General features: G+C 64.1%; 24 protein-coding genes and 2 riboswitches. Of the genes, 10 read left to right on the top strand and 14 right to left on the bottom strand.

Going from position 1 to position 23,483, the window contains the following annotated elements; translation table 11 throughout:
• Positions 1-53: 53 nt before the first annotated feature.
• Together rnd and AC4FS3_RS15565 are read right to left on the bottom strand one after the other, a co-directional pair.
• A complete protein-coding gene (gene rnd, locus AC4FS3_RS15560; protein ID WP_491021317.1) occupies positions 54-1,211 on the bottom strand; it encodes a ribonuclease D in 1,158 nt (385 codons plus the stop codon).
• Between the two features lie 274 nt (positions 1,212-1,485).
• The gene (locus AC4FS3_RS15565) at positions 1,486-2,538 is read right to left on the bottom strand and encodes an RluA family pseudouridine synthase (protein WP_491021353.1); all 1,053 of its coding nucleotides are present in this window, start codon (positions 2,536-2,538) and stop codon (positions 1,486-1,488) included.
• A gap of 52 nt (positions 2,539-2,590) precedes the next feature.
• Here AC4FS3_RS15565 and AC4FS3_RS15570 point away from each other — a divergent pair, with 52 nt between their 5' ends.
• Positions 2,591-2,926, top strand: a complete 336-nt coding sequence (locus AC4FS3_RS15570) for a DUF6476 family protein (RefSeq protein WP_491021318.1) — start codon at positions 2,591-2,593, stop codon at positions 2,924-2,926.
• A 35-nt stretch (positions 2,927-2,961) separates the two neighbouring features.
• Here AC4FS3_RS15570 and AC4FS3_RS15575 read toward each other — a convergent pair whose 3' ends face one another.
• Positions 2,962-3,729, bottom strand: a complete 768-nt coding sequence (locus AC4FS3_RS15575) for an alpha/beta hydrolase family protein (RefSeq protein ID WP_491021319.1) — start codon at positions 3,727-3,729, stop codon at positions 2,962-2,964.
• Positions 3,730-3,984: 255 nt separating this feature from the next.
• Between AC4FS3_RS15575 and rpoH the strand changes: the two genes are divergently transcribed.
• Positions 3,985-4,881 carry an RNA polymerase sigma factor RpoH gene (gene rpoH, locus AC4FS3_RS15580; RefSeq protein WP_198837472.1) on the top strand — a complete coding sequence of 299 codons (897 nt, stop codon included), beginning with the start codon at positions 3,985-3,987 and terminating at the stop codon, positions 4,879-4,881.
• A gap of 224 nt (positions 4,882-5,105) precedes the next feature.
• On the opposite strand, the gene AC4FS3_RS15585 is transcribed toward rpoH, so the two are convergent.
• Entirely contained in the window at positions 5,106-5,840 is a 735-nt protein-coding gene (locus AC4FS3_RS15585) for an HAD-IA family hydrolase (protein WP_491021320.1), read from the bottom strand.
• 85 nt (positions 5,841-5,925) lie between these two features.
• Between AC4FS3_RS15585 and glmU the strand changes: the two genes are divergently transcribed.
• Positions 5,926-7,275, top strand: a complete 1,350-nt coding sequence (glmU, locus tag AC4FS3_RS15590; RefSeq protein WP_491021321.1) for a bifunctional UDP-N-acetylglucosamine diphosphorylase/glucosamine-1-phosphate N-acetyltransferase GlmU — start codon at positions 5,926-5,928, stop codon at positions 7,273-7,275.
• Positions 7,276-7,279: 4 nt separating this feature from the next.
• The gene (glmS, locus tag AC4FS3_RS15595) at positions 7,280-9,103 is read left to right on the top strand and encodes a glutamine--fructose-6-phosphate transaminase (isomerizing) (protein ID WP_491021322.1); all 1,824 of its coding nucleotides are present in this window, start codon (positions 7,280-7,282) and stop codon (positions 9,101-9,103) included.
• 28 nt (positions 9,104-9,131) lie between these two features.
• On the opposite strand, the gene AC4FS3_RS15600 is transcribed toward glmS, so the two are convergent.
• Genes AC4FS3_RS15600 through thiD form a run of 10 tightly spaced genes read right to left on the bottom strand, consistent with a single transcriptional unit; the run spans position 9,132 to position 16,474 of the window.
• On the bottom strand, positions 9,132-9,860 hold the full coding sequence (locus AC4FS3_RS15600; protein WP_491021354.1) for an ABC transporter permease: 729 nt from the start codon (positions 9,858-9,860) through the stop codon (positions 9,132-9,134).
• The gene (locus AC4FS3_RS15605; protein WP_491021355.1) at positions 9,860-10,549 is read right to left on the bottom strand and encodes an ABC transporter ATP-binding protein; all 690 of its coding nucleotides are present in this window, start codon (positions 10,547-10,549) and stop codon (positions 9,860-9,862) included. The genes AC4FS3_RS15600 and AC4FS3_RS15605 overlap by 1 nt, the downstream gene beginning before the upstream one ends.
• Positions 10,549-11,226, bottom strand: coding sequence for a TenA family protein (locus AC4FS3_RS15610; RefSeq protein WP_283177648.1), 678 nt, complete (start codon positions 11,224-11,226; stop codon positions 10,549-10,551). The genes AC4FS3_RS15605 and AC4FS3_RS15610 overlap by 1 nt, the downstream gene beginning before the upstream one ends.
• Positions 11,223-12,179: an ABC transporter substrate-binding protein gene (locus AC4FS3_RS15615; RefSeq protein ID WP_491021323.1), complete on the bottom strand. Its 957-nt coding sequence runs from the start codon at positions 12,177-12,179 to the stop codon at positions 11,223-11,225. The genes AC4FS3_RS15610 and AC4FS3_RS15615 overlap by 4 nt, the downstream gene beginning before the upstream one ends.
• Positions 12,176-13,153 (bottom strand): HesA/MoeB/ThiF family protein, encoded by a 978-nt coding sequence (locus AC4FS3_RS15620; RefSeq protein ID WP_491021324.1) that lies wholly within the window; start codon positions 13,151-13,153, stop codon positions 12,176-12,178. Before AC4FS3_RS15620 ends, AC4FS3_RS15615 begins: the two co-directional genes overlap by 4 nt.
• Entirely contained in the window at positions 13,150-13,746 is a 597-nt protein-coding gene (locus AC4FS3_RS15625; protein WP_491021325.1) for a thiamine phosphate synthase, read from the bottom strand. The genes AC4FS3_RS15620 and AC4FS3_RS15625 overlap by 4 nt, the downstream gene beginning before the upstream one ends.
• Positions 13,743-14,507, bottom strand: a complete 765-nt coding sequence (locus tag AC4FS3_RS15630) for a thiazole synthase (RefSeq protein ID WP_491021326.1) — start codon at positions 14,505-14,507, stop codon at positions 13,743-13,745. Before AC4FS3_RS15630 ends, AC4FS3_RS15625 begins: the two co-directional genes overlap by 4 nt.
• A 1-nt stretch (position 14,508) precedes the next feature.
• Complete coding sequence (gene thiS / locus AC4FS3_RS15635) at positions 14,509-14,703, bottom strand: sulfur carrier protein ThiS (RefSeq protein WP_491021327.1); 195 nt, start codon at positions 14,701-14,703, stop codon at positions 14,509-14,511.
• Positions 14,700-15,677 carry an FAD-dependent oxidoreductase gene (locus tag AC4FS3_RS15640; protein ID WP_491021328.1) on the bottom strand — a complete coding sequence of 326 codons (978 nt, stop codon included), beginning with the start codon at positions 15,675-15,677 and terminating at the stop codon, positions 14,700-14,702. Before AC4FS3_RS15640 ends, thiS begins: the two co-directional genes overlap by 4 nt.
• Positions 15,674-16,474, bottom strand: a complete 801-nt coding sequence (gene thiD / locus AC4FS3_RS15645) for a bifunctional hydroxymethylpyrimidine kinase/phosphomethylpyrimidine kinase (RefSeq protein ID WP_491021329.1) — start codon at positions 16,472-16,474, stop codon at positions 15,674-15,676. The genes AC4FS3_RS15640 and thiD overlap by 4 nt, the downstream gene beginning before the upstream one ends.
• A gap of 73 nt (positions 16,475-16,547) precedes the next feature.
• Positions 16,548-16,654: riboswitch (TPP riboswitch) on the bottom strand.
• Between the two features lie 140 nt (positions 16,655-16,794).
• A riboswitch (cobalamin riboswitch) is annotated at positions 16,795-17,009 on the top strand.
• Between the two features lie 127 nt (positions 17,010-17,136).
• On the opposite strand from thiD, the gene AC4FS3_RS15650 reads away from it, so the two are divergent.
• The 6 genes from AC4FS3_RS15650 (at position 17,137) to nrdE (ending at position 23,474) form a co-directional block, all read left to right on the top strand.
• Entirely contained in the window at positions 17,137-18,387 is a 1,251-nt protein-coding gene (locus tag AC4FS3_RS15650) for an aromatic ring-hydroxylating oxygenase subunit alpha (RefSeq protein ID WP_491021330.1), read from the top strand.
• 2 nt (positions 18,388-18,389) lie between these two features.
• Positions 18,390-19,481, top strand: coding sequence for an FAD-binding oxidoreductase (locus AC4FS3_RS15655; protein ID WP_491021331.1), 1,092 nt, complete (start codon positions 18,390-18,392; stop codon positions 19,479-19,481).
• 105 nt (positions 19,482-19,586) lie between these two features.
• Positions 19,587-20,045, top strand: a complete 459-nt coding sequence (locus AC4FS3_RS15660) for a PaaI family thioesterase (protein ID WP_283177639.1) — start codon at positions 19,587-19,589, stop codon at positions 20,043-20,045.
• A 647-nt stretch (positions 20,046-20,692) separates the two neighbouring features.
• A complete protein-coding gene (gene nrdH / locus AC4FS3_RS15665; protein WP_092896774.1) occupies positions 20,693-20,917 on the top strand; it encodes a glutaredoxin-like protein NrdH in 225 nt (74 codons plus the stop codon).
• Positions 20,918-20,928: 11 nt separating this feature from the next.
• Entirely contained in the window at positions 20,929-21,366 is a 438-nt protein-coding gene (gene nrdI, locus AC4FS3_RS15670; protein WP_491021332.1) for a class Ib ribonucleoside-diphosphate reductase assembly flavoprotein NrdI, read from the top strand.
• Positions 21,348-23,474, top strand: a complete 2,127-nt coding sequence (gene nrdE / locus AC4FS3_RS15675; protein WP_491021333.1) for a class 1b ribonucleoside-diphosphate reductase subunit alpha — start codon at positions 21,348-21,350, stop codon at positions 23,472-23,474. The genes nrdI and nrdE overlap by 19 nt, the downstream gene beginning before the upstream one ends.
• Positions 23,475-23,483: the final 9 nt, after the last annotated feature.

The raw sequence follows: 23,483 nt of genomic DNA on the forward strand, positions 1-23,483 counted from the left end.
GACCGGGGGGCAGACAGCCCCCTTCTTCTTTTGTCGCAGTTCCAGGCCGATGATCAGATCCGGATCGTACGGATTTCGGTGCCTCTGGCGGTCAGAGCGATTTCGCCTTTGCACAGGCGCAGTGCCTCGTCACCGAAAACCTCGCCGCGCCAGCCTTTCAGCGCTTCGACATCGCGCTTACCTGCGGCAATTGCATCCAGATCCGACGCGGCCGCGATCAGCCGGGGCGCCACGCCCAGCTGTTCGGATTTTGCTTTGAGCAGCACCCGCAACAGATCAGCCAGCGCGCCGTTGGTCTGCGGCTGATCGGGTTGCTGCACCACCTTGGGCAGATCTTCGGTCCGCGCTTCCATCCCGGCCTGGATCGCTGCGAGGATTCCCTCGGCAATCTCAGGCTTTCTGCCCTCGCGCAGCAGGAGCCGCGAGCGCCCGAGTTCCTCCATCGAAGTCGGACGGGTCGAGGCGAGTTCCAGCAGCGCATCATCCTTCATCACCCGCGAGCGCGGCACGTTCTGGCCCTGCGACCAGCTCTCGCGGAATTTCGCCAGTTCGCGCACAATGGCCAGGAACCGCCCGGATGAGGTGCGGGTCTTGATCCGCTTCCAGGCCTCATCCGGATGCACCGTATAGGTGGCCGGATCGGTCAGCACAGCCAGCTCTTCCTCGACCCAGGGGGCGCGGCCGTTTTTCTGCAATTGCGCCGCCAGCCATTCATAGATCACCCTCAAATGGGTGACGTCGGCCAGGGCATATTCCTTCTGTGCCTCGGACAAAGGCCGGCGCGACCAGTCGGTGAACCGCGAGGTCTTGTCGAGATTGGCCCGCGCGATTTTCCTGACCAGCGTCTCATAGCCGACCTGCTCGCCGAAACCGCAGACCATGGCAGCGATTTGCGTATCGAACAGCGGCACCGGGAAGACACCGCCTTCGACGAAAAAGATCTCCAGATCCTGGCGCGCCGCATGGAAGACCTTCACCGTCGCCTCATGGCGGAAGAGGTCATAAAGCGGCTCCATCGACATCTCTTCGCCGATGATCGGGTCAACGAGGACCGCGTCTCCGTCCTTGCCCGGCAGCGCCATCTGAATCAGGCAGAGCTTTGACCAATAGGTACGCTCGCGCAGGAATTCTGTGTCGATGGTGACATAGGGGGCTGATTTGGCCGCTGCGCAAAATGACGCAAGCTCTTCGGTCGTGGTAATGGTGCGCATCTGTCCTCGCGTTTGCGGGGGCGTCCCGCCGGTGATCTGACGACAGGAACGGGGCCGGCCGCAGAATTTCGATCCGCGTTCCACTTGCCCCGGTCAGTCTGCTCCTGCCGCATTTTCTGCGCCAAAGCGTCAGTCTCTGGCCGGGAAAAGGCCTCAGGCGCAAAACCTGAAAGAAACCGGAATTTCCTTTTTCTAATCGCCGCAAACCTGATTGGAAAGAGGAATAGCATCCGCCTCCCACCGCCGGTTTTTTTTCGGGGATGCGGAGCCGCCCTCAGCCGGGCGCCCCCGCCGCACGCAGCGCCCCGAGCAGCGCCGCCATATCTTCGGGCAGGTCGGAGCGAAACTCCAGCCGCTCACCTGTCACCGGATGGTCGAACCCGAGGCTTGCCGCATGCAGCGCCTGGCGCGGAAAGGCGGCGGCGGCCTGCGCGGCCTCACCGAGAAGTTTCTCCGACAGTTTACGCCGCCCGCCATAGGTCGGATCGCCGATCAGACCATGGCCTGCCCAGGTCAGATGCACGCGGATCTGATGGGTGCGCCCGGTCTCGAGCCAGCAATCGACCAGGGCCGCCTGGCCTGAAAACCCCTCGACCACCCGGGTCCGGGTCACGGCATGGCGTCCCTCTGGCGGCCAGGTCACCGCCTGTTTCTGACGGTCGTTGCGGTGTCGGGCGAGGTTCGTCGCGATCCGGATCACGCCGCCGGGTTCAAAACTGACCCCGCGCGTGCCGCGCAGCCTCGGATCCGACCCTTCCGGCACGCCGTTGCAGATCGCGAGGTAATGTCGCGTGACCGTATGGGCTTCGAACTGCGCCGCGAGCCCGTGATGTGCCCGGTCGGATTTCGCCGCGACAATCAGCCCCGAGGTCTCTTTGTCGATCCGGTGCACGATGCCGGGGCGGCGTTCGCCGCCGATCCCCGAAATGCGGTCGCCGCAATAATGCAAAAGCGCATTGACCAGGGTGCCCGAAGGCGTGCCGGGCGCCGGATGCACCACCATCCCCGCCGGCTTGTCGATCACGATCAGATCGTCATCTTCCCAGATCACCGTCAGCGGAATCGCTTCGGCAAGGGTTTCCACCGCCTCGGCCGGGCCTATACGGATCTCCCAGACCTCGCCTGATGCCGTCTTCGCCTTCTGATCGGTGACCACCACCCCCGCGCGGCTCACAGCGCCCGCCTCGATCAGTCGCGCGAGCCTTGAGCGCGACAATGCCGCTTCCTCTGGCACAGCGGCGCTGAGCGCCTTATCAAGGCGCGGCGCGGCATCCGGGCCGAGGGTGACGGTGATCAGCCCGCCCTGAGCCGGGCCTTCCGGGGCCATACCCGCAAGATCGTCGTCGTCGAGGAAAGATTCAGGTGTGAAAGGTTCAGTCATGGCTCAGGCCCCGAAGGAGAATGCGGAAGAAATTGCGCTGCCGCCCTCGCTGCGTTTCCTGAAGGCGCTGGTGATCGTGCTGATGCTGAGCATGATCGCCGGTGTCATAACCGTGACCCTGCTGCTTGTCACGCGCCTGCGCGCGCCTTTATCCGATACGCCTGCGGTAACAGCGCCCCTGCCCGCCGCCTTGCAGCTGCCTGCGGGCGAGGTCGCGGCCTCGGTGGTGCCCGGCCCGGACTGGATCGGCGTTGTCACAGGCGCGGGCCGCATCCTGATCTTCAACCAGGACGGCAGCCTGCGCCAGGAGATCGAGGTCATGCCCGCCCCCTGACCGGCGCAACATGGCGCTCAGACGCGGCGAAAGGATCACGCCAGCCCCACCGTCTCAAGATAGAGATCCATATGCGGCTGCCACAGCGCGGGTTTGAACAGAGCCGCATGACCGGCCTTCAGGGCGAAAAACCGCCCCTGCCCGCCTGCGGCGCGAAAGGCCTCGAAATTGCGGCGGCAATGGGTGATGCGGTAATACTGGTCCTGAGTGCCATGCAGCCAGAGCGTCTCATGCGCCCCGCCAGCCCCGCGCGCGAACAGCATCGGGTTGACCTGGTCCAGCGCCGGACAGGCCCGCCCCAGCCAGCCGCCATTGAAATTGACCGCACCACGAAACAGGCCTGGCCGCATCCCGGCAAATGCAATCGCGAGGATACCGCCGCGCGATACGCCGCCCGTCACCATCCGCCCGGGGTCGATATCCGGCCACTGTGACAGCCCGCGCATCACCGCATCAAGGTCCTCAACCGCCCGCTCGAACCCCGCAAGCGCAACCTCTGCCTCACAGGAATAGCCCGAGCCATCGGCGGCAAGCCCCTCCGCGTAGCGCCCTCCCGATTTCCCACGGCCGCGCCGCTGTGGGAAGGCCACCATCCAGCCCCGGGCGGTGAAATAGCCACTGATCACCGCCGGGCTGACCGTGCGCCTGAACAGGACCGGGCTCTGCCCGCTGCCGGTCGAGCCATGATTGAACACCATCACCGGATACGGCCCGGGCCGCGATGGCCGTGCCACAACGACTTCCAGCGCCACCCCCGGCTCGCCTGCCGGCAGCATCACCTTTGACATGCGCGGCTTTTCCACTCTGACGGCTCCTTCCCTGTTTGCCGGGATTTTCTGACCCTGGTTCTGGCCCGGCGCGCCGCGCGACACCATCCCCCGCCCGCACCCTGACATTCCCGTGAACCGATCGACACAATTCTTTTTATCGGGATCCAAACGCCCCATCTCACGTTCATCTTCCACAGATCGCTCCCTTGTAAGGAGGGTCCCTGGATCATAAGTCAAATCATCCTCCGGGGGCTGATGGCACCGGAAGTGAAAACAGGGGGCAAATGCATGAGCACCTATACCAACCTTCCCGCACCGAGCCCGGAACAGGGTCTGAACCGCTATCTCCAGGAAATCCGCAAATTCCCGCTCCTCGAACCCGAGCAGGAATATATGCTGGCCAAGGCCTGGACAGAACGCCAGGACAGCAAATCGGCGCATCAGCTGGTGACCTCGCATCTGCGGCTCGCCGCCAAGATCGCCATGGGCTATCGCGGCTATGGCCTGCCGCAGGCCGAAGTGATCTCCGAGGCCAATGTCGGTCTGATGCAGGCGGTCAAACGCTTCGACCCGGAAAAAGGCTTCCGGCTGGCAACCTATGCGATGTGGTGGATCCGGGCCTCGATCCAGGAATATATCCTGCGGTCCTGGAGCCTTGTGAAAATGGGCACCACCTCGGCACAGAAAAAGCTGTTCTTCAACCTGCGCAAGGCCAAGGCCAAGGTCGGCGCGCTGGAAGAAGGCGATCTGCGCCCCGAAAACCTCGCCCAGATCGCAAAGGATCTCTCTGTCAGCGAAGATGAAGTGGTTCAGATGAACCGCCGCCTCTCGGGGTCGGACGCCTCGCTGAATGCTCAGATCGGCGGCGATGGCGAAGGTGCCACGCAATGGCAGGACTGGCTCGAGGATGAAGACAGCGATCAGGCCGGCGACTATGCCGAAAAGGATGAGCTCGACACCCGCCGCGAGATGCTTTCTGAGGCAATGTCGGTTCTGAATGACCGCGAGAAAGACATCCTGATGCAGCGCCGCCTCGCCGATGAGCCGGTCACGCTTGAGGAATTGTCGGAAAGCTACGGCGTCTCGCGCGAACGCATCCGCCAGATCGAGGTCCGCGCCTTCGAGAAACTGCAGGCGAAAATGCGCGATCTCGCCCGCGGCAAAGGCATGGCGATCCCCGCCTGACCTCTGGCCTCGCACTGAGCAAAGGCCCGGCCCCCGCGCCGGGCTTTTTTCTGCCTGAAACGCAGCCCTCCAGGATAGCCCCTGCCAAAAGACTGCGCTCGTCGGCAATCTTCCACAGCCCGCCCCCATTCCGGCAACATAAAAGCCGGCCCCTCCTCCCGCCTTTCATCTGTCCCTAAATATCCCGGGGGTGAGCGGCAAAGCCGCGAGGGGGCTGGCCCCCTCTACCCGATCAGCCGCGCCACGATCCCCGGCAGATCCTCATAGCGATCAAGCAGCGCATCCGGTGCCAGCCGCGCGATCCCCGCGCCCTCAGGTCCGAATGTCACCAGAACCGAAGGCACCCCCACCGCGCGCGAGGTTTTCAGATCGGTCTCGGTATCCCCGATCAGCAGCGAGCGCGCCACCACCCCGCCGGCCTGTTCCACCGCCAGATGATAGGGTGCCGGGTCGGGCTTTCGCACCGGCAAAGTATCGGCCCCCACCAGCGCGCCGAACAGATCGCGCACTCCAAGCTGGCGCAAAAGTTCTTCTGCCAGCGCGAAGGGCTTGTTGGTGCAAACCGAAACCTTATAGCCGGCCATGCGCAACGCCTCCACCGTCTCGACCGCGCCGGGATACATCCGCGTCTGCACCGCAATCGCCGCGCGGTAATGGCGCAAGAGCTCGGGATAGAGCCGCTCCATCGCCGCGTCTTCCGGCACCTCCCGCCCCAGCCGCCCGAACCCAAGCCGCAGCATCGCCCGCCCGCCATGAAACGCGGTCAGACTGTCGGCTGATGTCAGCGGCGCGCCTTGCCCCATTTCGGTGAAACAGGCATTGGCCGCGGCCAGCAGATCGGCGCTGGTATCGGCGAGCGTGCCGTCCAGGTCAAAGACCACGCAGGCGCCATCGTCACGCGTTCCATGCCGGCGGGCGCCTTCCGGCGTTTTCCCGGGCGAAAGCCGATCTTGCAACATGCCGCAATCCTCTGTGACCGCCGCCCCCCTTGGCGGGCCTGTCTGGCTTCGGTAGAACGGCCCTTAAACAAAAGGAAGGGGCAGAATGCAGGTCTCGCTCATCATCCTGGCGGCAGGCCAGGGCTCGCGCATGAATTCGGATCTTCCGAAGGTCCTGCATAAAGTCGCGGCGGCACCTCTTTTGCATCATGCGATGGCCGCCGGGGCCACGCTCTCTCCGGTCGCGACCATCGTCGTGGTGGGACATGGCGGCGATGAGGTCGCGGCATCGGCACTGAAATTCGACCCTGATGTGGTGATCACCCGCCAGGAAGAACAGAAAGGCACCGGCCATGCGGTCGACCAGGCCCGGGCAGCACTTGAAGGCCAGCCGGGCGATGTGATCGTGCTTTACGGCGACACCCCCTTTATCCGTGCGGAAACGCTCGAGGCGATGCTTGAGGCGCGGGCCAGGAATGCCGTGGTGGTGCTCGGCTTCCAGGCCGCAGATCCCGGCCGCTATGGCCGCCTGATCACCGAAGGCGACAGTCTCGAGCGGATCGTCGAATATAAGGACGCGAACGAGGCCGAACGCGCGGTCACGCTGTGCAATTCGGGCGTGATCTGCGCCTCGGCGAAAGACCTCTTCGCGCTGATCGCGGAAATCGGCAATGCGAATGCCAGCGGCGAATATTACCTCACCGATGTGGTGGCGATCGCGCGCTCGAAAGGCCTCACCGCCACCGTGGTTGTCTGCGACGAGGCCGAGACGCTCGGCGTCAATACCCGCGCGCAACTGGCCGCAGCCGAAGCCGCCTTCCAGTCCCGCGCAAGGGCAGAGGCACTGGAGACCGGCGTTACGCTCACCGCGCCCGAGACCGTGTTCTTCGCGCTCGATACCATCATTGGCCGCGATGCGATCATCGGCCCGAATGTTCTGTTCGGCCCCGGTGTCACCATCGAATCCGGCGCGGAAATCAAGGGCTTTTGCCATCTTGAGGGCTGCCATGTCTCGCGCGGGGCTGATGTCGGGCCGTTTGCGCGCCTGCGCCCGGGCGCCGAACTGGCGGAAGATGTCCATGTCGGCAATTTCGTCGAAATCAAAAACGCCATCCTCGACGAAGGCGTCAAGGTAGGCCACCTGACCTATATCGGCGATGCCGATGTGGGCGAGTTCACCAATATCGGCGCGGGCACCGTCACCTGCAATTATGATGGCGTGATGAAACATCGCACCCGGATCGGCAAACGCGCCTTTATCGGATCGGACACGATGCTGGTCGCACCGGTTACGGTGGGCGATGACGCGCTGACGGGATCGGGCTCGGTGATCACCGAAGATGTGCCCGCCGGCGCCGTGGCTCTGGGCCGCGCGAAACAGGTCAGCAAACCCGGTCTCGCCCTGAAGCTGATGGAAAAACTTCGCGCGATCAAAGCCGCGAAGAGCAAAGGATAATCCCATGTGTGGCATAGTTGGTGTTCTGGGCAATAACGAAGTGGCGCCGCTGCTGGTCGAGGGGCTGAAGCGGCTAGAATATCGCGGCTACGATTCCGCCGGGATCGCCACGGTGAACAGCGGGCGGCTGGACCGCCGCCGCGCGGTGGGCAAGCTGGTCAATCTCTCGGATCTGCTGGTGCATGAGCCGCTGGCGGGGAAATCCGGCATCGGCCATACCCGCTGGGCGACGCATGGCGCCGCGACGGTGGTGAATGCGCATCCCCACCGGGCGGGCGGTGTGGCGGTGGTCCATAACGGCATTATCGAGAATTTCCGTGCGCTGCGCAGCGAGCTGGCGGCGGATGGCTATATCCAGGAATCCGAGACCGATACCGAAACGGTTGCGCTGCTGCTGAAACGCAGCATGGACAAGGGCGCAACCCCCATCGAGGCCGCGCGTGAGACCCTGCCCCGGCTGGAGGGCGCCTTCGCGCTTTGTATGCTGTTTGAGGGCGAGGATGATCTGATCATCTGCGCCCGCAAGGGCAGCCCGCTCGCCATAGGGCGCGGCGAGGGCGAGATGTTTGTCGGATCGGATGCGATTGCGCTGGCGCCGATGACCGACCGCATCACCTATCTTGAAGAGGGCGACTGGGCGGTGCTGACCCGCAAAGGTGCCGAGATTTTCGACGCCGCAGGCCGCCGCGCCAACCGGGCCGAGACCCGCATCCAGCTCGGCGCCACCCGGGTGGAAAAGGGCGGCTACAAGCATTTCATGGCCAAGGAAATCGCCGAACAGCCGGTCGTGCTGGCCGATGCCTTGCGCCATTACACCGGATCAAGCGCCAGCCCGGCGCTGAACCTGCCCGAGGGTCTCGATTTCACGGGTATCGACCGGGTGGTGATGGTGGCTTGCGGTACGGCAAGCTACGCCACCCATGTCGCGAAATACTGGTTCGAACAGATCGCCGGCATCCCGGCGGAAATCGATGTCGCCTCCGAATTCCGCTACCGCGAGCCGGTGCTCTCGGACCGCTCGATGGCGCTGTTTGTCAGCCAGTCGGGCGAGACCGCCGATACCCTGGCCGCCTTGCGCTATGTGAAGGAAAAAGTGGCGCAGGTGGTCTCGGTCGTGAATGTGCCGACCTCGTCCATCGCGCGCGAAAGCGATCTGGTGCTGCCGATCCTTGCGGGCGCCGAGATCGGCGTCGCCTCGACGAAAGCGTTTTCCTGCCAGCTGATGGTGCTGGCGCTGATGGCGCTGAAGGCCGCCGCTGACCGGGGCCGGATCACGGGCGAGGAGCTGACCGCGCGCATCGTCAGCCTGCGCAATCTGCCAGGCCTCCTGAATGCGGCGCTGGCGCTGTCAGACCAGATCTCGGCGGTGTCGAATGAGCTGGCAGAGGCCCGCGACATTCTCTTCCTCGGGCGCGGGCCGATGTATCCGATGGCGCTGGAAGGTGCGCTTAAGCTCAAGGAAATCAGCTACATACACGCTGAAGGTTATGCATCTGGCGAGCTGAAACACGGGCCCATCGCGCTGATCGACGCCAATGTGCCGGTGATCGTGATGGCGCCCTCGGACCCGCTCTTCGACAAGACGGTGTCGAATATGCAAGAGGTGATGGCGCGGCATGGCAAGGTGCTTTTGCTGTCGGATGCGGCGGGCATTGCCCATGCCGGACAGGGCACCTGGGCGCAGCTGACGCTGCCCGAAGTCGACCCGGTCTGGGCGCCGATCCTTTACGCGGTGCCGGCGCAGCTGCTGGCCTATCATACCGCGATTGCGAAAGGCACTGATGTAGACCAGCCGCGGAACCTTGCGAAATCGGTGACGGTGGAATGACCGGCGGGGCCGAAAGCCCCGCCCTCTTTCAGCCGGCATATCGCTCCAGCCGGGCGGCAAGCTGCCCGGCGACCAGGCGCTGGAAGCCCAGCGACAAGGCGACGACCAGCGCGAGGCTTGCAAAGACAAGGTCGATCCGCATCCGGCCATTCGCGTGCAGCATGACCGCGCCAAGCCCCTCTGATCCGCCGACCCATTCGCCGATCACCGCCCCCACCGGCGCCAGCACAGCGGCAAGCCGCAGCCCCGTGGCCAGGTCCGGCAGCGCCGACGGCATCCGGATCCGGATCAGCATCGCCCATCGCCCCGCCCCCATCACCCGCGCCAGATCCAGCCGCGCCTGGGGCACGCGGGTCAGCCCGTCATGAAAGGCGCTTGCAACCGGGAAGAATGTCACCAGCGCCACCACCGCCAGTTTCGGCGCCATTCCATATCCCAGCCAGAGCGTCAGGATCGGCGCCAGCGCAAAAATCGGAATGGTTTGCGAGACCACGACCACCGGGCCAAGCCAGCGCCGCAGCCGCCCGGACGCCGCCATCTGCAGCGCGAGCCAGCACCCGATCACCGCGCCAAGCGCGAAACCCGCAAGGGTCTCGGTCAGCGTTTTCAGGAAAGCTGTCGCAAGTACCCCCTGATGGGTCCAGAGCGCCCGGGCCACCGCCCCTGGTGACGGCAGCAGAAAGGGCGGCAGGCCGGTGGCAAGGATCACCCCCTGCCAGAGCGCCAGCAGAACCAGAACGGTAACAGAAATCCGTATCATGCCAGCGCCACCAGCCGCCGGGTCAGCGCAGTCGCGGTATTCTGAACCTCTGGCGCGTCGCTCGGACGCGGTGTCCGACCTGCGGGGGCTGTGATGTCCTCAAGACCCGCCGGCGTCATCAGAAGGATCCGGTTCCCGAGCCGTGCGGCCTCGACCGGGTCATGGCTGATCATCATCACGGTCCGGTCGCGCAACAGGCGCGCCGCAAGATCCTGCATCCGGAGCCTCAACCCGATATCCAGCGCCGAAAACGGCTCATCCAGCAACACCAGCGGCCGGTCCTCCATCAATACCCGTGCCAGTGCCACCCGCTGCCGCTGCCCGCCCGAGAGCTCGGCCGGGCGCTTTGCCGCATGGGGGGCAAGGCCGGTCTGTTCCAGCACTGACGCGAGCCGCGCGCGGTCCGGCGTCTCGCGGCGCAGCGTTGCGCCCAGCGTGATATTCGCCGCCACCGTGGCCCAGGGCATCAGCCCCGGATCCTGTGCCATCAGCGCGACCGGCATGCGGCCCGTGATCTGACCGCGAAACTCCGCTCCGACCGGCAGCCCGCCGATCAGCCGCAAAAGCGTGGTCTTGCCCACGCCCGACGGGCCGAGCAGCACCAGCCATTCGCCCGCCGCAAGCGCCAGCCGCAAGGGCGGGAAAAGGCGCTCGCGGCCGATCCAGGCCTCGCCCGAAAGCCGCATCACGTAAGGCCCGCGCGCCAGAACCCCGCCTCAAGCCGCGTCGCAACACGGAAATGACGCTCTAGCTGGCGCCAGCGCGGCAGGGTCTGCGCGGCCTCGCCCAGCCGGTCGCGGAGGGCCATGTCAAAAAGCGCCCCCGCCTCGCGGCAGATCTGCTGATAGGTCTCGCCGCCATAGGTCCCGATCCAGTCGCGATAGGGCGTTTCACCAGCGGTTGCGATCAGCCGCGCGCCGATCTCGCCATAGCCCAGCACGCAGGGCAGCAGCGCGGCCAGCAGATCGAGGAAATCGCCGCTCAGCCCGGCATCCAGCACATAGCGGGTATAGGCCAGATTGCCGGTCGCCTCTTCGGTGGCGGCAAGATCTGCCGCCGATATCCCGGCTGCCGCGCAGAGCCGGATATGCAGCGCCATCTCGTGATGAAGAAGTCCGTGGACCGTCGCGCTGGCCGCCTGCATCTCGGCCAGATTGCCGGCCTTGACCACGGCAAGCGACCAGGCACGGGCGAAATGGATCAGGAAAACATAGTCCTGGCGCATATAGCTGAGAAAATCCGCGCGTGGCAGCGAGCCATCCTGCAGCGCGTCGAGAAAGGCGTGCCGCGTATAGGCGTTCCAGTCCTCGGGACAGGCGGCACGCAGGGCGGCAAATCCGGATCCGTAATCAGGAAGGCTCATTCTGCTGCCCCCGGGTCAATCGCCAGGCGCGAGACCGGCAGGATGCTGTCTGTCAGACCCGATTGCTGCAAAAACGCTTCGAATCTCGCATAGCGCCCATGATCCAGCGCCGCCGGTGAATGGGCGAAACGCGGCAATGTGTCGGCCCAAGCTTTGGTGTTGAGCGGGTCGGACAGATCCGGCGCGGTGGCGGCAAAAGCCTCGAATGCGGCCTCGGGGTGGTTGATCATATAGGCCGTCGCGCGCTCGATCGCGGTCAGGAAGCGGGTCACGCGATCCTGGTCAAACCCGGTACGGGCCACAAAGATCAGCTCATCATAAGCGGGGATCCCGGCCTCTTCGGGGTAGAAACAGCGCCCGTCGCCGCCGGCAAGCTGCATCTGCGTCAGTTCGAAATTGCGAAACGCCCCGATGACCGCATCAACCTGGCCGGTCAGAAGCGCGGGCGTCAGCGACCAGTTCACATTGACCAGTTCGACATCCCCCGCCGTCAGCCCGGCGCTGGCCAGCATCCCCGACAGCAACGCCGATTCGACGCCCGAAACCGAATAGCCGATCCGCTTTCCCTTAAGATCGCCAAGGCTCTGCACCGGCCCGTCTGCCGCCACCATCAGGCAATTGAGCGGGGTGGCAATCAGAGTGCCGACACGAACCAGCGGCAGCCCTTCATGGACCTGGAGATGCAGCTGCGGCTGATAGGAGACCGCCAGATCGGCCTGGCCCGCCGCGACCAGTTTCGGAGGCTCCGTCGGGTCGGCAGGCGCGATGATCTCGACCTCAAGCCCCTGCTCTTTGAAAAAGCCCTTTTCCCGGGCGATGATCACCGGGCCATGGTCCGGGTTCACATACCAGTCGAGGATCAGGGTCATACGGTCCTCTGCCCGGGCGGGCCCGGTCAGCGAGACAGCGGTCAGCGCGACAGCGGCCAGCAGGGCCAGGGCGAAACGGGTCATATCTCGGTCTCCGTCAGGGGCGGATCGGCGATCAGCGCGATCTCATTTGGAAAAATCGGGTGGAGCTGCGCCGCCGCGCGCCAGGCCCGGAGGCCGGAGCGGCAGGCGAGTACGATGCGCTCATGTGGCGCGGGCGTGGCCCCCGTGATCTGGTCAGGCGCGAAGCGATGGGCATCCGGGGTGACGCCAAGTGGCGCCTCGGCGCGGTCGCGCAGCTCGATCACGTAATCGCCGGGGCGGATCGCAGACCTGGCGATGAAAGGGAAAGCCGTCTCCGGCTCGGGTGCTGTGTCAAAGCGAAAGCTGCTGAACCGCCAGCCCGCCATGTCAAAGCGGATCAGCTGGCCAAGCGGCGATGGCGTGATCCCCGCCAGATGCGCCAGCGCCATCTGCGCCATGAGCGTGCCGAGCATCCCCACCACCGGACCAAGCACGCCGGCACTGGCGCAGGTCGCAAGGGTTTCCGGCAGGTCGGGGAACACCGCCCTGAGCGAAGGCGCACCGCCGCAAAACCCTCCGACATAGCCCGAAAGCCCCAGCGCCGAGGCCGATACCAGCGGCTTCCCGGCGCGGTGGCACAGGTCGGAGAGCAGATAGCTCGCGGCGAAACTGTCAGCGCAATCGAGGATCAGATTGGCCTCTGCCACCAGGTCGGGCGCATTTTCAGGATCGCAATGCGCGACCAGCGCCGTCACCTGACAGTCAGGGTTCAGCAGCCGCAGTGCATTTGCGACAAGTGCGGCCTTCGGCGCGCCGATCCCGCCTGCATAAAGCGGCTGGCGGTGCAGGTTGCTTTCCTCGGCGCGGTCCGGGTCGATCACGGTGATACGCCCGATTCCGGCGCCGGCCAGATATTGCAGCGCCGGCACGCCCAGCCCCCCGGCCCCCACGACCAGCAGATGCGCCTGGGCGAAAGCCGCCTGCCCCCCGGCCCCGATCCCGGGCAGCAGGGTCTGGCGCGCATAGCGGCTCATGCCGTCACCTCAAGCCAGTGCCGCACCTGTGCCTCAGGGTCGGGGTTCAGCGTGATATCGGTCACCACCGAAACCAGATCCGCCCCGGCGGCAAAGGCCTCTGCCGCGCGCGCAGGCGTCATCCCGCCGATCGCCACCAGCGGCATATCCCCGATCCGCGCTTTCCAGACGGCGAGCTTTTCCACCCCCTGCTGATGCCATTTCATCTGTTTCAGGATCGTCGGCCAGACCGGACCCAGCGCGATGTAATCCGGGCCCAGCGCCAGCGCGCGCGCCAGTTCTTCTTCATCATGGGTCGAGATACCGAGCCGCAGCCCGCCGCGCCGGATCGCTTCAAGATCGGCGGCATCAAGATCCTCCTGTCCGAGATGGATCCAGTCACAGCCTTCCTCGATTGCGAGCTGCCAGTGATCATTGACCACAAGGATCGCCTGATGCGCGCGGCACAAAGCCTGCGCTGCGCGGATCTCAAGGCGCGTCTCGTCAGCGCTGCGATCCTTGACGCGCAGCTGCACCAGCCGGACCCCAAGCGGCAGCATCCGCGCCACCCAGGCAGCAGAGTCGAAAATCGGATAAAAACGCGGCAGGGTCATGCGAGAAACGCCCTCCCCACCACCGGCGTCGAGGGCGCGGCCATATCGCGCGGCTCCATCGGCTGCGCGAGATAGGCCGCCCTGCCCGCCCGGATAGCGCCGGCCATGGCCCCGGCCATCCGCGCCGGATCACCGGCCTTCGCCACCGCCGTATTCAGAAGCACCGCATCAAAGCCCAGCTCCATCGCCCGCGCCGCATGGGAAGGCAGCCCGATCCCGGCATCGACCACCAGAACCTGATCGGGAAACTCTGCCCGCAGCACGCGCAGCCCATATTCGTTCATCAGCCCCCGCCCCGAGCCAATCGGCGCGCCCCAGGGCATCAGCACCTCACAACCGGCCTCGACCAGGCGCGCACAGACGCCAGGATCCTCGGTCGTATAGGGAAAGACCTTGAACCCGTCGGCAATCAGGATGCGGGCGGCTTCAACAAGGCCGAAGACATCAGGCTGCAGTGTATCGGTATGGCCGATCACTTCGAGCTTGATCCAGTCTGTCGCGAACAGCTCGCGCGCCATATGGGCCGTGGTCACGGCCTCTTTCACCGTATGGCAGCCGGCGGTATTGGGCAGAATCTTCGCGCCAAGATCTGCCACAAGCGCGCGGAAGTCACTGCCACCTCCCTGCTCGCGGCGCAATGAGACCGTAGCGATCCCGGCCTCAGAGCTGCGAAACGCCGCTTCCAGGATCTTCGGCGAGGGATATTGCGCCGTGCCCAGCATCAGCGAGCTTTCAACAGCAGTCCCGTAGAATACCGGCATCTCAGCCCCCCTGCATGGCGGCGAGAACCTCGACCCGGTCGCCCTCTTGTATTTCTGTTTCCAGCCGCGCGGCTTTGGCGATGAAGACCTCATTCACCGCAGTCGCCACGGCCGGGCCAAAGCCCTGTTCCTCAAGCAAAGCGGCCAGGGTTCTCGCCCCGGTCTGCCTTGCCTCTCCATTCACGAAAACTCTCATATCCTCACCTCATCCATGAACTCGGGCTGCGCGCCGGTCTCGATATGTTCCGCCACCATCCGCGCGCAGGCGGGGGAGAGCAGGAAGCCGTGGCGGTAGAGACCATTGGCAAAGATCACATCCCCCCGGCGCCGGATCCTGGGCAGGTTGTCGGGGAAAGCGGGGCGCGCGTCAGAACCGGTCGCGATCAGCTCGGCCTCGCCAAAACCGGGATGGATCGTCCAGGCCGCCGCCATCAGCTCCATCATCGACCGCAGCGTGACCGGCCCGCGCCATCCGCTTTCGATCATCGTGGCGCCAAGCATGAAATGCCCGTCGCCGCGCGGCACGATGTAAAGCGGGATACGCGGATGCAGCAGGCGGACCGGGCGCGACAGGCTCACGCCCTCGCAGCGGATCAGCAGCATCTCACCACGCACGCCGCGCAGATCGCCAAGACTGTCCCGAGCCGCCAGCCCCCGGCAATCGATGGTAACCGGCGCCCCTGACGGCTCGGACGTCACCACGATCCCCCGGGCCGCGAGACGGCGGGCCAGTTCGCCAAGCGCCGCGCGCGGGGCGAGATGCGCTTCGGTTCTGAAGAAGAGCCCCTCACGGAAACGGCCTGCCAGATCGGACTCAAGCTGCGCGATCCCGTCCCCGCCAATGGCCTGGTGCCCTTTGGTCAGCCGCGCAAAACGCGCCAGATCGCCCCGGTCACGCGGATCGGCCAGAACCAGCGTCCCGGCCCCGGTAACCAGCCCGGTATGGGATTGCCACCAGGCGGCCGCGCCGGCCCCAAGCCGTTCAACCGGTTCCTCTGCCGATTCCGCCTCGCAATATGGCGCCAGCATACCACCAGCCCACCAGGAACAGGCCTGCGGCCCTGGGCCGCCGGCCGGGTCAGAAATCGTGACCTCATGACCGCGCGCCGTAAGTTCGCTGGCCATCACAAGGCCCATGACACCGGCCCCGAGAATATGGACGCGGCTCATGATTGCGGCCAGAGCGCGTGGAAATGATGCACCGGCCCATGGCCGGAACCGATTTGCAGCGCATCCGCCGCCCGGATCGCCCCCTGGAGCCAGCGATGCGCCCGCGCCACCGCATCGGGGACAGCCATCCCCTGCGCCAGCCCGGCCGCAATCGCTGCGGCATAGCTGCATCCTGTGCCATGCGTATTTTTGGTCTGCTGGCGTTCTGCCGTGAACACATGGGATACAGGGCCGATCAGCAGATCGCGACACGCTGCCCCCCCGGCATGACCGCCTTTCATCAACACCCAGGCCGGCCCGAGCGACAGGAGCGCGCGCCCCTGCGCTTCCTGCGCCTCATGGCTGCTGGCCGGGGCCTCGCCCAGTAGATCTGCCGCTTCGGGCAGGTTCGGGGTCAAAACCGTCGCGAGCGGCAAAAGCGCCTCGCGCAGTGCTGCGACAGCCTCGGCCGCGAGCAACCGGTCACCGGATTTTGCCACCATCACCGGATCAACCACCAGGGCCAGATCACGCCCTTTCAGCGCCGCCGCCACGGTCGCGACCAGTTCCGGATCGCCCAGCATCCCGATCTTCACCGCACCCACGGCAAGATCATCGAACACCGCCTCCAGCTGCGCCCGGACCAGCCGCGCTGGCAGGGCCATCACCGCGGTCACCGCCCTTGTGTTCTGGGCCGTGATCGCGGTGATCACGCTGGCGCCATAGACGCGCATTGCCGCGAAACTTTTAAGATCGGCCTGAATCCCCGCGCCGCCGCCGGAATCAGACCCCGCTATGGTCAAAGCTATCGCCGTCATCATGCCCCCAATGACCGGCGAAAAGATTTGGGGAGACTGGTGCCCGGGCAGGCCGCAACGGGCCGCCAGAGACACAATCAGACCACCCGTTCCCTCCGCCGGTATGAACCGGATCAGGTTCGATGGGTTAGCCTTGCGGCCTCTCAGCCCCGGTTTCCCGGGACACCCCAACGAGTAAGTTGCCCAATCGTTAAGCGCCGCGTTTTCGTTTGGCAACCGGCAAAATCCCGCTTTCTGCGCGAATGAGGCTGCTTACAGGGCCGCTGTCTGTTCCGCTTTGCGACATGTCGCAAACAGACAATCCCGGCCGCCGCACTGTGATCAATTCAGCCTCGCAAGGTGCCGCTGGCGACAGCGGAGAATTGGGAAGCCGGTGCGGCCCTGCAAGGGGTCAAAGCCGGCGCTGCCCCCGCAACGGTAGAGGCTGAGAGGCGCGATAAGGACCACTGGGCGGAGGAGCCCGGGAAGGTATCGCGACCAGGGTTGAAAAGACCGCTCGCCAAGCCCGGAAACCAGCCTTGCACGAGATGTCGAGCCGCGGTGGGCGGCGAAGCGGCAACCGGCTCGCGGGTCCATCCCCGCGCGGGCCCTTCGCCGCCTGTTGTCCACCGCACGTCAAACCTGCCTGTGCGACCCGCCCGGGCTAACGCGAAGGACAGCAAATGCTGAGCCAGTCCGAAACCCTTTCCCGCCTGCTGGCACGCCGGAGCGGCTATGCCTTAGAGCGCGATTTATATTGTGATCCCGGGGTGTTGGAGGCCGATCTTCAACATCTTTGGTATCGTGAATGGCTCTTTGCCATTCCGGGCTGCGAGCTGGAGAAACCCGGCGCCTTTGCCACGCTGCAGATCGGCGCCTATCCGGTGGTGATCATCAAGGGCAAAGACAATCGCATCCGCGCGTTCCACAATGTCTGCCGCCATCGCGGTCAGCGGCTTTGCGCGAAGACCAATGGCGCGACCACGAACCTTGTCTGCCCCTATCACCAATGGACCTATGACCTCGAGGGCAAGCTCATTTTCGCCCGCGATATGGGCGAGGATTTCGACCCTTCGAAATTCGGGCTGAAGAAGGTGCACTGTGTCGATCTTGGCGGCATGGTCTTTATCTGCCTTGCCGAAGTGCCCCCTCCCATTTCCGACCTCGCGCCGAAGCTGATGTCGTATCTGGCCCCCTCGGGCCTTGCCGATGCAAAGGTCGCTTTCAGCTCGACCATCGTCGAAAACGGCAACTGGAAACTGGTGATCGAGAACAACCGCGAATGTTATCATTGCGGCGGCGCGCACCCGTCTTTGTGCCGGACCTATTCCGACAACCCGCGCATGACGGCGATGGAGGGGCCTGATTCGGCCTCGCCCGACATTATCGAACACTGGAAGCGCTGCGAGGCGGCCGGCCTGCCCTCGCGCTTCACCAACCATCCGCAGATGCAATGGCGGCTCGCCCGCATCCCCCTGCTGAACGGCGCCGAAAGCTATACGATGTCGACTAAGGCGGCGGTGGCGAAACGCATGGGCACCATGCCCTTCAACGATGCCGGCAGCCTTCTGTTCTTTCACTACCCGAACAGCTGGAACCATTTCCTCGGTGATCACGCCATCGTCTTCCGCATCCTGCCGATCAGCCCGACCGAGACGCAAGTGACCACGAACTGGCTGGTCCATAAGGATGCGGTCGAGGGCGTCGACTATGATCTCGAAACCCTCACCCGCGTCTGGCTCAACACCAATGACGAAGACCGCCAGGTGGTCGAGGAAAACCAGAAGGGCATTCTCTCTCCCGCCTATGAGCCCGGGCCCTATTCCCCGATCCAGGAAGAAGGGGTGATGCAATTCATCGACTGGTATGCCGGCATCATGACGGAACGCCTTGGCCCCGTTTCCGGCACCGGCCCGGCACTGGCGGCGGAATAAAAATGGGAAAGCAACAACTTAACTGGTCTGTGAAGCCCTGGGATGATGCAGAGCATCTTGAATGCGCCATGGTCGTGCCCGAGACGCCGGATACCGCCACCTTCACCTTCCGCGCGCCCTCGGGCGCCTGGTTTGACTATCAGCCGGGCCAGTTCGTGACGCTCGACCTGCCGGTTGATCCGAAAAAAGGCGCCAGGGGCAATGTCCAGCGCACCTATACGATCTCGTCTTCGCCGTCGCGTCCGCTGTCGATCTCGGTCACGGTGAAAGCCCAGGCGACGTCTGTCGGCACGCGCTGGATGCTTGATCACCTGAAGCCGGGGATGAAGATCAAGGCTTATGGCCCGGCGGGGATCTTCAGCTCGCACCGGCATCCGGCAAAGAAGCATCTCTTTATCTCGGCCGGATCGGGCATCACGCCGATGATGTCGATGACGACCTGGGCCTGGGATTCGGGCGAGATGCCCGATATCGTCTTCGTCCATGCGGCAAAGCGGCCATCCGAAATCCTGTTGCGCAAGCGGCTCGAAGGGTTTGCAGACCGTGTGCCGGGGCTGAAGCTGCGCTTTACCGTCGAGGAAAGCGACCCGTTCCAGACCTGGACCGGCTATCAGGGGCGGCTGAGCCAGATCATGCTTGGGCTGATGGCGCCGGATTATCTGGAGCGCGAGGTGTTTTGCTGCGGGCCGGAGCCGTTCATGCAGGCGGTGCGCGACATGCTGGTCTCGCTCGGCTTCGATATGGAACATTACCATCAGGAAAGCTTCGGCGCGCCGGTGTCGACGGAAGCCGACGCCCCGGTGATCGACGATGTGATCCCCGATTCCGAGGCCGGTGCGCAGATCACCTTCGCCGCCTCAAACGTGACCGCGCCCTGTTCCGAGACCGATACCGTGCTCGCGGTGGCGAAACGCGCCGGGCTGAACATCCCCTCGGGCTGTACCTTCGGCCTTTGCGGCACCTGCAAGGTGAAAAAGACCGCAGGCGATGTGCATATGGTCCATAATGGCGGCATTTCGGATGACGAGATTGCCGAGGGCTGGATCCTTGCCTGTTGCTCGAACCCGATGGGCAAGATCTCGGTCGAGGTCTGAGAGCCGCGCGGCCTCACAGAAAATAACGCATCGGCAGCCTTGCCGGTGCGTCTGAGACGGGTACTCTCCCCGCCGGTCACCACGCGCAGATATGGGAGAACACCGATGGCGAAACCGATCCTGATGGACAGAGCCGCGCTGAACGACTTTGTCACCCGCGATTTCGGCCAGGTGGCAGCGGATTTCACCGTCGATGCCGTAACCGATCAGGGCATCCGGTTGCGGCTGCAAGTGGCCGAGCGCCATCTGCGCCCGGGTGGCACCGTATCCGGCCCCACGATGTTCGCTCTTGCCGATGTGGCGGTCTACCTTGCCATCCTGTCGAGGATCGGGCCGGTGGCGCTGGCGGTCACCACGGGATGTTCCATCGATTTCATGCGCAAGCCGGCCGCCGGGCGCGGGCTTTACTGCGATGTGCGGCTTTTGAAACTTGGGCGCGTGCTGGCGGTGGCGGATGCGCTGATCTTCTCGGACGGGGTCGAGGATCCGGTGGCGCGGGCGAATATGACCTATTCCATCCCGCCCGCCCCCGCGTCCGCACCCCCGGCCGCCCCGGCTGCCTGAAACACCGCGAACCAGGAACCGGCCCCCGGCTCCTGCCCCCGGCCCTGCCGCCTTCGAATCAATCTGGTGACGACCCGGCGGGCGCGACCGGCGCCTGCAGTGCCTTCCGTTGGGTCAACCGGCTTATCCCCAGAGATGTGCACCATTCTGTCCACGACGCGGCACGATCAGGGGCCGCCCCTGCTCCTGGATATTGTGCAAGGCGAAATTTTGTGCAGCCCGAGTCTGTGGGTTTAGAGGCACACATTTCCCCCCCGCGCCCCCGGCAAAGCAACGATTTCCTCTGATTTCAGCGGCTTTTCAACTCTGAGTCGTTCCCGTCACGGGTAGCATTTCAATAACACAAGATGTTGACAGCAGAGCAAATCAGGGATCAATATGCAGATGTTCCGGGAACAAACCTGCAGCCTGCGACGCGTCCGAAATCCGGGGAAAACCGGGCATTTCCGGGCGCAGCCAGCGGCAGGAACGGCCAGGGGAAACTCCGGGGGGAAACCTCCGGGAAGACCATAGCCGCGGCAGGATCCCAGGGCAAAGTGAAGGCAACAAAACCGTGCGACGGGCGCGAGGACATCACCCGGCGGAGGCTTTCCGCTGGCCGTTTCTCAGCGAACCGCAGCCACATGGGACAGTAGAAGGATCAGGCAATGACCATCACCGTTTACTCCAAACCCGCATGCGTTCAGTGCACCGCAACCACCCGTGCGCTCGATGCCAAAGGCTTGTCCTATTCCATTATCGATCTGACCGAAGATGCCGATGCGATGAACCGCGTTGTGGCGCTCGGCTATCGCCAGGCCCCTGTCGTCATCGCCGGTGACGCGCATTGGGCGGGCTTTCGTCCCGATATGATCGGCCGCCTCGCCAGCTGAGGGGTTTGTCCGTGCCCGGGCTCGTCTTTTTCTCATCAGCCTCGGGCAATACCCTGCGTTTCGTCATGCGCTTAGAAGAGATCAGCGCCGGCCGCTATGGCACGACGCTGCGTATCCCAATATCCCCGCAGGATCCTATGCCGGATCCGGGCGGGGATTTCGTTCTGATCTGCCCGACATTCGCCGATGGCGAGGGGCGCGGCGCGGTCCCGAAACAGGTGATCCGCTTTCTCAATGACCCCGACCGGCGCGCCGGTCTGCGCGGTGTGATCGCCGGGGGCAACCGAAATTTCGGCCAGACCTACGCTCTTGCGGGCCGGGTTATCGCCAGTAAATGCAGTGTGCCGGTTCTCTACAGCTTCGAGCTGGCCGGCACGGAAACCGACATCGCCCGCGTCCGGCGCGGGCTTGATCTATTCTGGGGGATGGAATGCTCGACAATGGCGTGAAGCCGGCGCTGGACTACCATGCGCTGAACGCGATGCTGAACCTCTATGACGGAGAAGGCAAAATCCGCTTCGACGCCGACCGCATGGCGGCGAAGCAATATTTCCTGCAACATGTGAACCAGAACACGGTTTTCTTCCACAATCTGGATGAGAAGCTGCGCTATCTGGTTGATGAAGGCTATTACGAGCCCGATGTGCTGGATCAGTATTCGCGCAACTTCCAGCGCCAGATCTGGGATGCCGCCTATGAGAAGAAGTTCCGCTTCCCGACCTTCCTTGGCGCGTTCAAATATTACACCAGCTACACGCTGAAGACCCGCGACGGTCAGCGCTTCCTTGAGCGTTACGAGGACCGCGTGGTCATGGTCGCGCTCGCGCTCGCGCGTGGCGATGAGGCGCTGGCGATGTCCTTCATGGACGAGATCCTTTCGGGCCGCTTCCAGCCCGCGACGCCGACCTTCCTGAACGCAGGAAAAATGTCGCGCGGCGAGCTGATCTCGTGCTTCCTGCTGCGGCTTGAAGACAATATGGAATCGATCGGGCGGTCGATCAATTCGGCGCTGCAGCTGTCGAAACGCGGCGGTGGCGTGGCGCTGATGCTGACGAACCTGCGTGAGGCCGGCGCCCCGATCAAAGGGATCGAAAACCAGTCCTCCGGCGTCATCCCGGTGATGAAACTTCTGGAAGACAGCTTCTCCTACGCGAACCAGCTTGGCGCACGTCAGGGGGCCGGCGCGGTTTACCTCAACGCCCACCACCCCGATATTCTGCGCTTCCTTGATACCAAGCGCGAGAATGCCGATGAGAAGATCCGCATCAAGACGCTGTCTCTTGGCGTGGTGATCCCGGATGTGACATTCGAGCTCGCGAAGAACAACGAGGATATGTATCTCTTCTCGCCGCATGACGTGCAGAAGGTTTACGGCGTCCCCTTCTCGGAAATCTCGGTCACCGAGAAGTATGATGAGATGGTCGACGATAAGCGCATCAAGAAGCGCAAGATCAACGCGCGCGAGTTCTTCCAGACCATTGCCGAGATCCAGTTTGAATCCGGCTATCCTTATATCATGTTCGAAGACACGGTGAATAAGGCGAACCCGATCCACGGGCGCATCACCATGTCGAACCTCTGCTCGGAAATCCTGCAGGTCAACGAGGCGTCGACCTTCCACGAGGATCTGAGCTATGATCACCTCGGCACGGATATTTCCTGCAATCTCGGCTCGCTGAATATTGCGGCAGCAATGGACGGCCCGGATCTGGGCAAGACCGTCGAAGCGGCCGTGCGCGCCCTGACCGCCGTGTCGGAAATGTCGGCGATTGACTCGGTCCCGTCGATCCGCCGCGGCAATGATGAAAGCCATGCCATCGGGCTGGGCCAGATGAACCTGCATGGCTATCTGGCGCGCGAGCATGTGCATTACGGCTCGCCCGACGGTGTCGAATTCACCAGCGTCTATTTCGCTGCTGTCGCCTATCACGCGATCCGCACCTCGAACCTGCTGGCGCGCGAACATGGGCAAAGTTTCAGGGATTTCGACAAGTCGAAATATGCCGATGGCTCGTTCTTTGACAAATATACCGGGCGCGACTGGCTGCCGGTTTCGGAGAAGGTCACCGCGCTGTTTGAGGGTGTGACGCTGCCGACCCGCGCGGATTGGGAAGCGCTGAAAGCCGATGTCATGGCGAGCGGGCTTTACAACCGCAACCTCCAGGCCGTGCCGCCGACCGGGTCAATTTCCTATATCAACAACTCGACCAGCTCGATCCACCCGATTGTGGCGAAGATCGAGATCCGCAAAGAAGGCAAGATCGGGCGCGTCTATTACCCTGCCGCCTTCATGTCGAATGAGAACCTGGAATATTACCGCGATGCCTATGAGATCGGGCCGGAAGCGATCATCGACACCTATGCGGCGGCGACCGAACATGTCGATCAGGGCCTGTCGCTGACGCTGTTCTTCCCATCTGAAGCCACCACGCGCGATATCAACAAAGCGCAGATCTATGCCTGGAAGAAGGGCATCAAGACGATCTATTACATCCGGCTGCGCCAGACCGCGCTGGAAGGGACCGAAGTGCAGGGCTGCGTTTCCTGCACACTGTAAGGACTGGTT

This window comes from Pseudogemmobacter sp. TB195 (genome assembly GCF_058313095.1).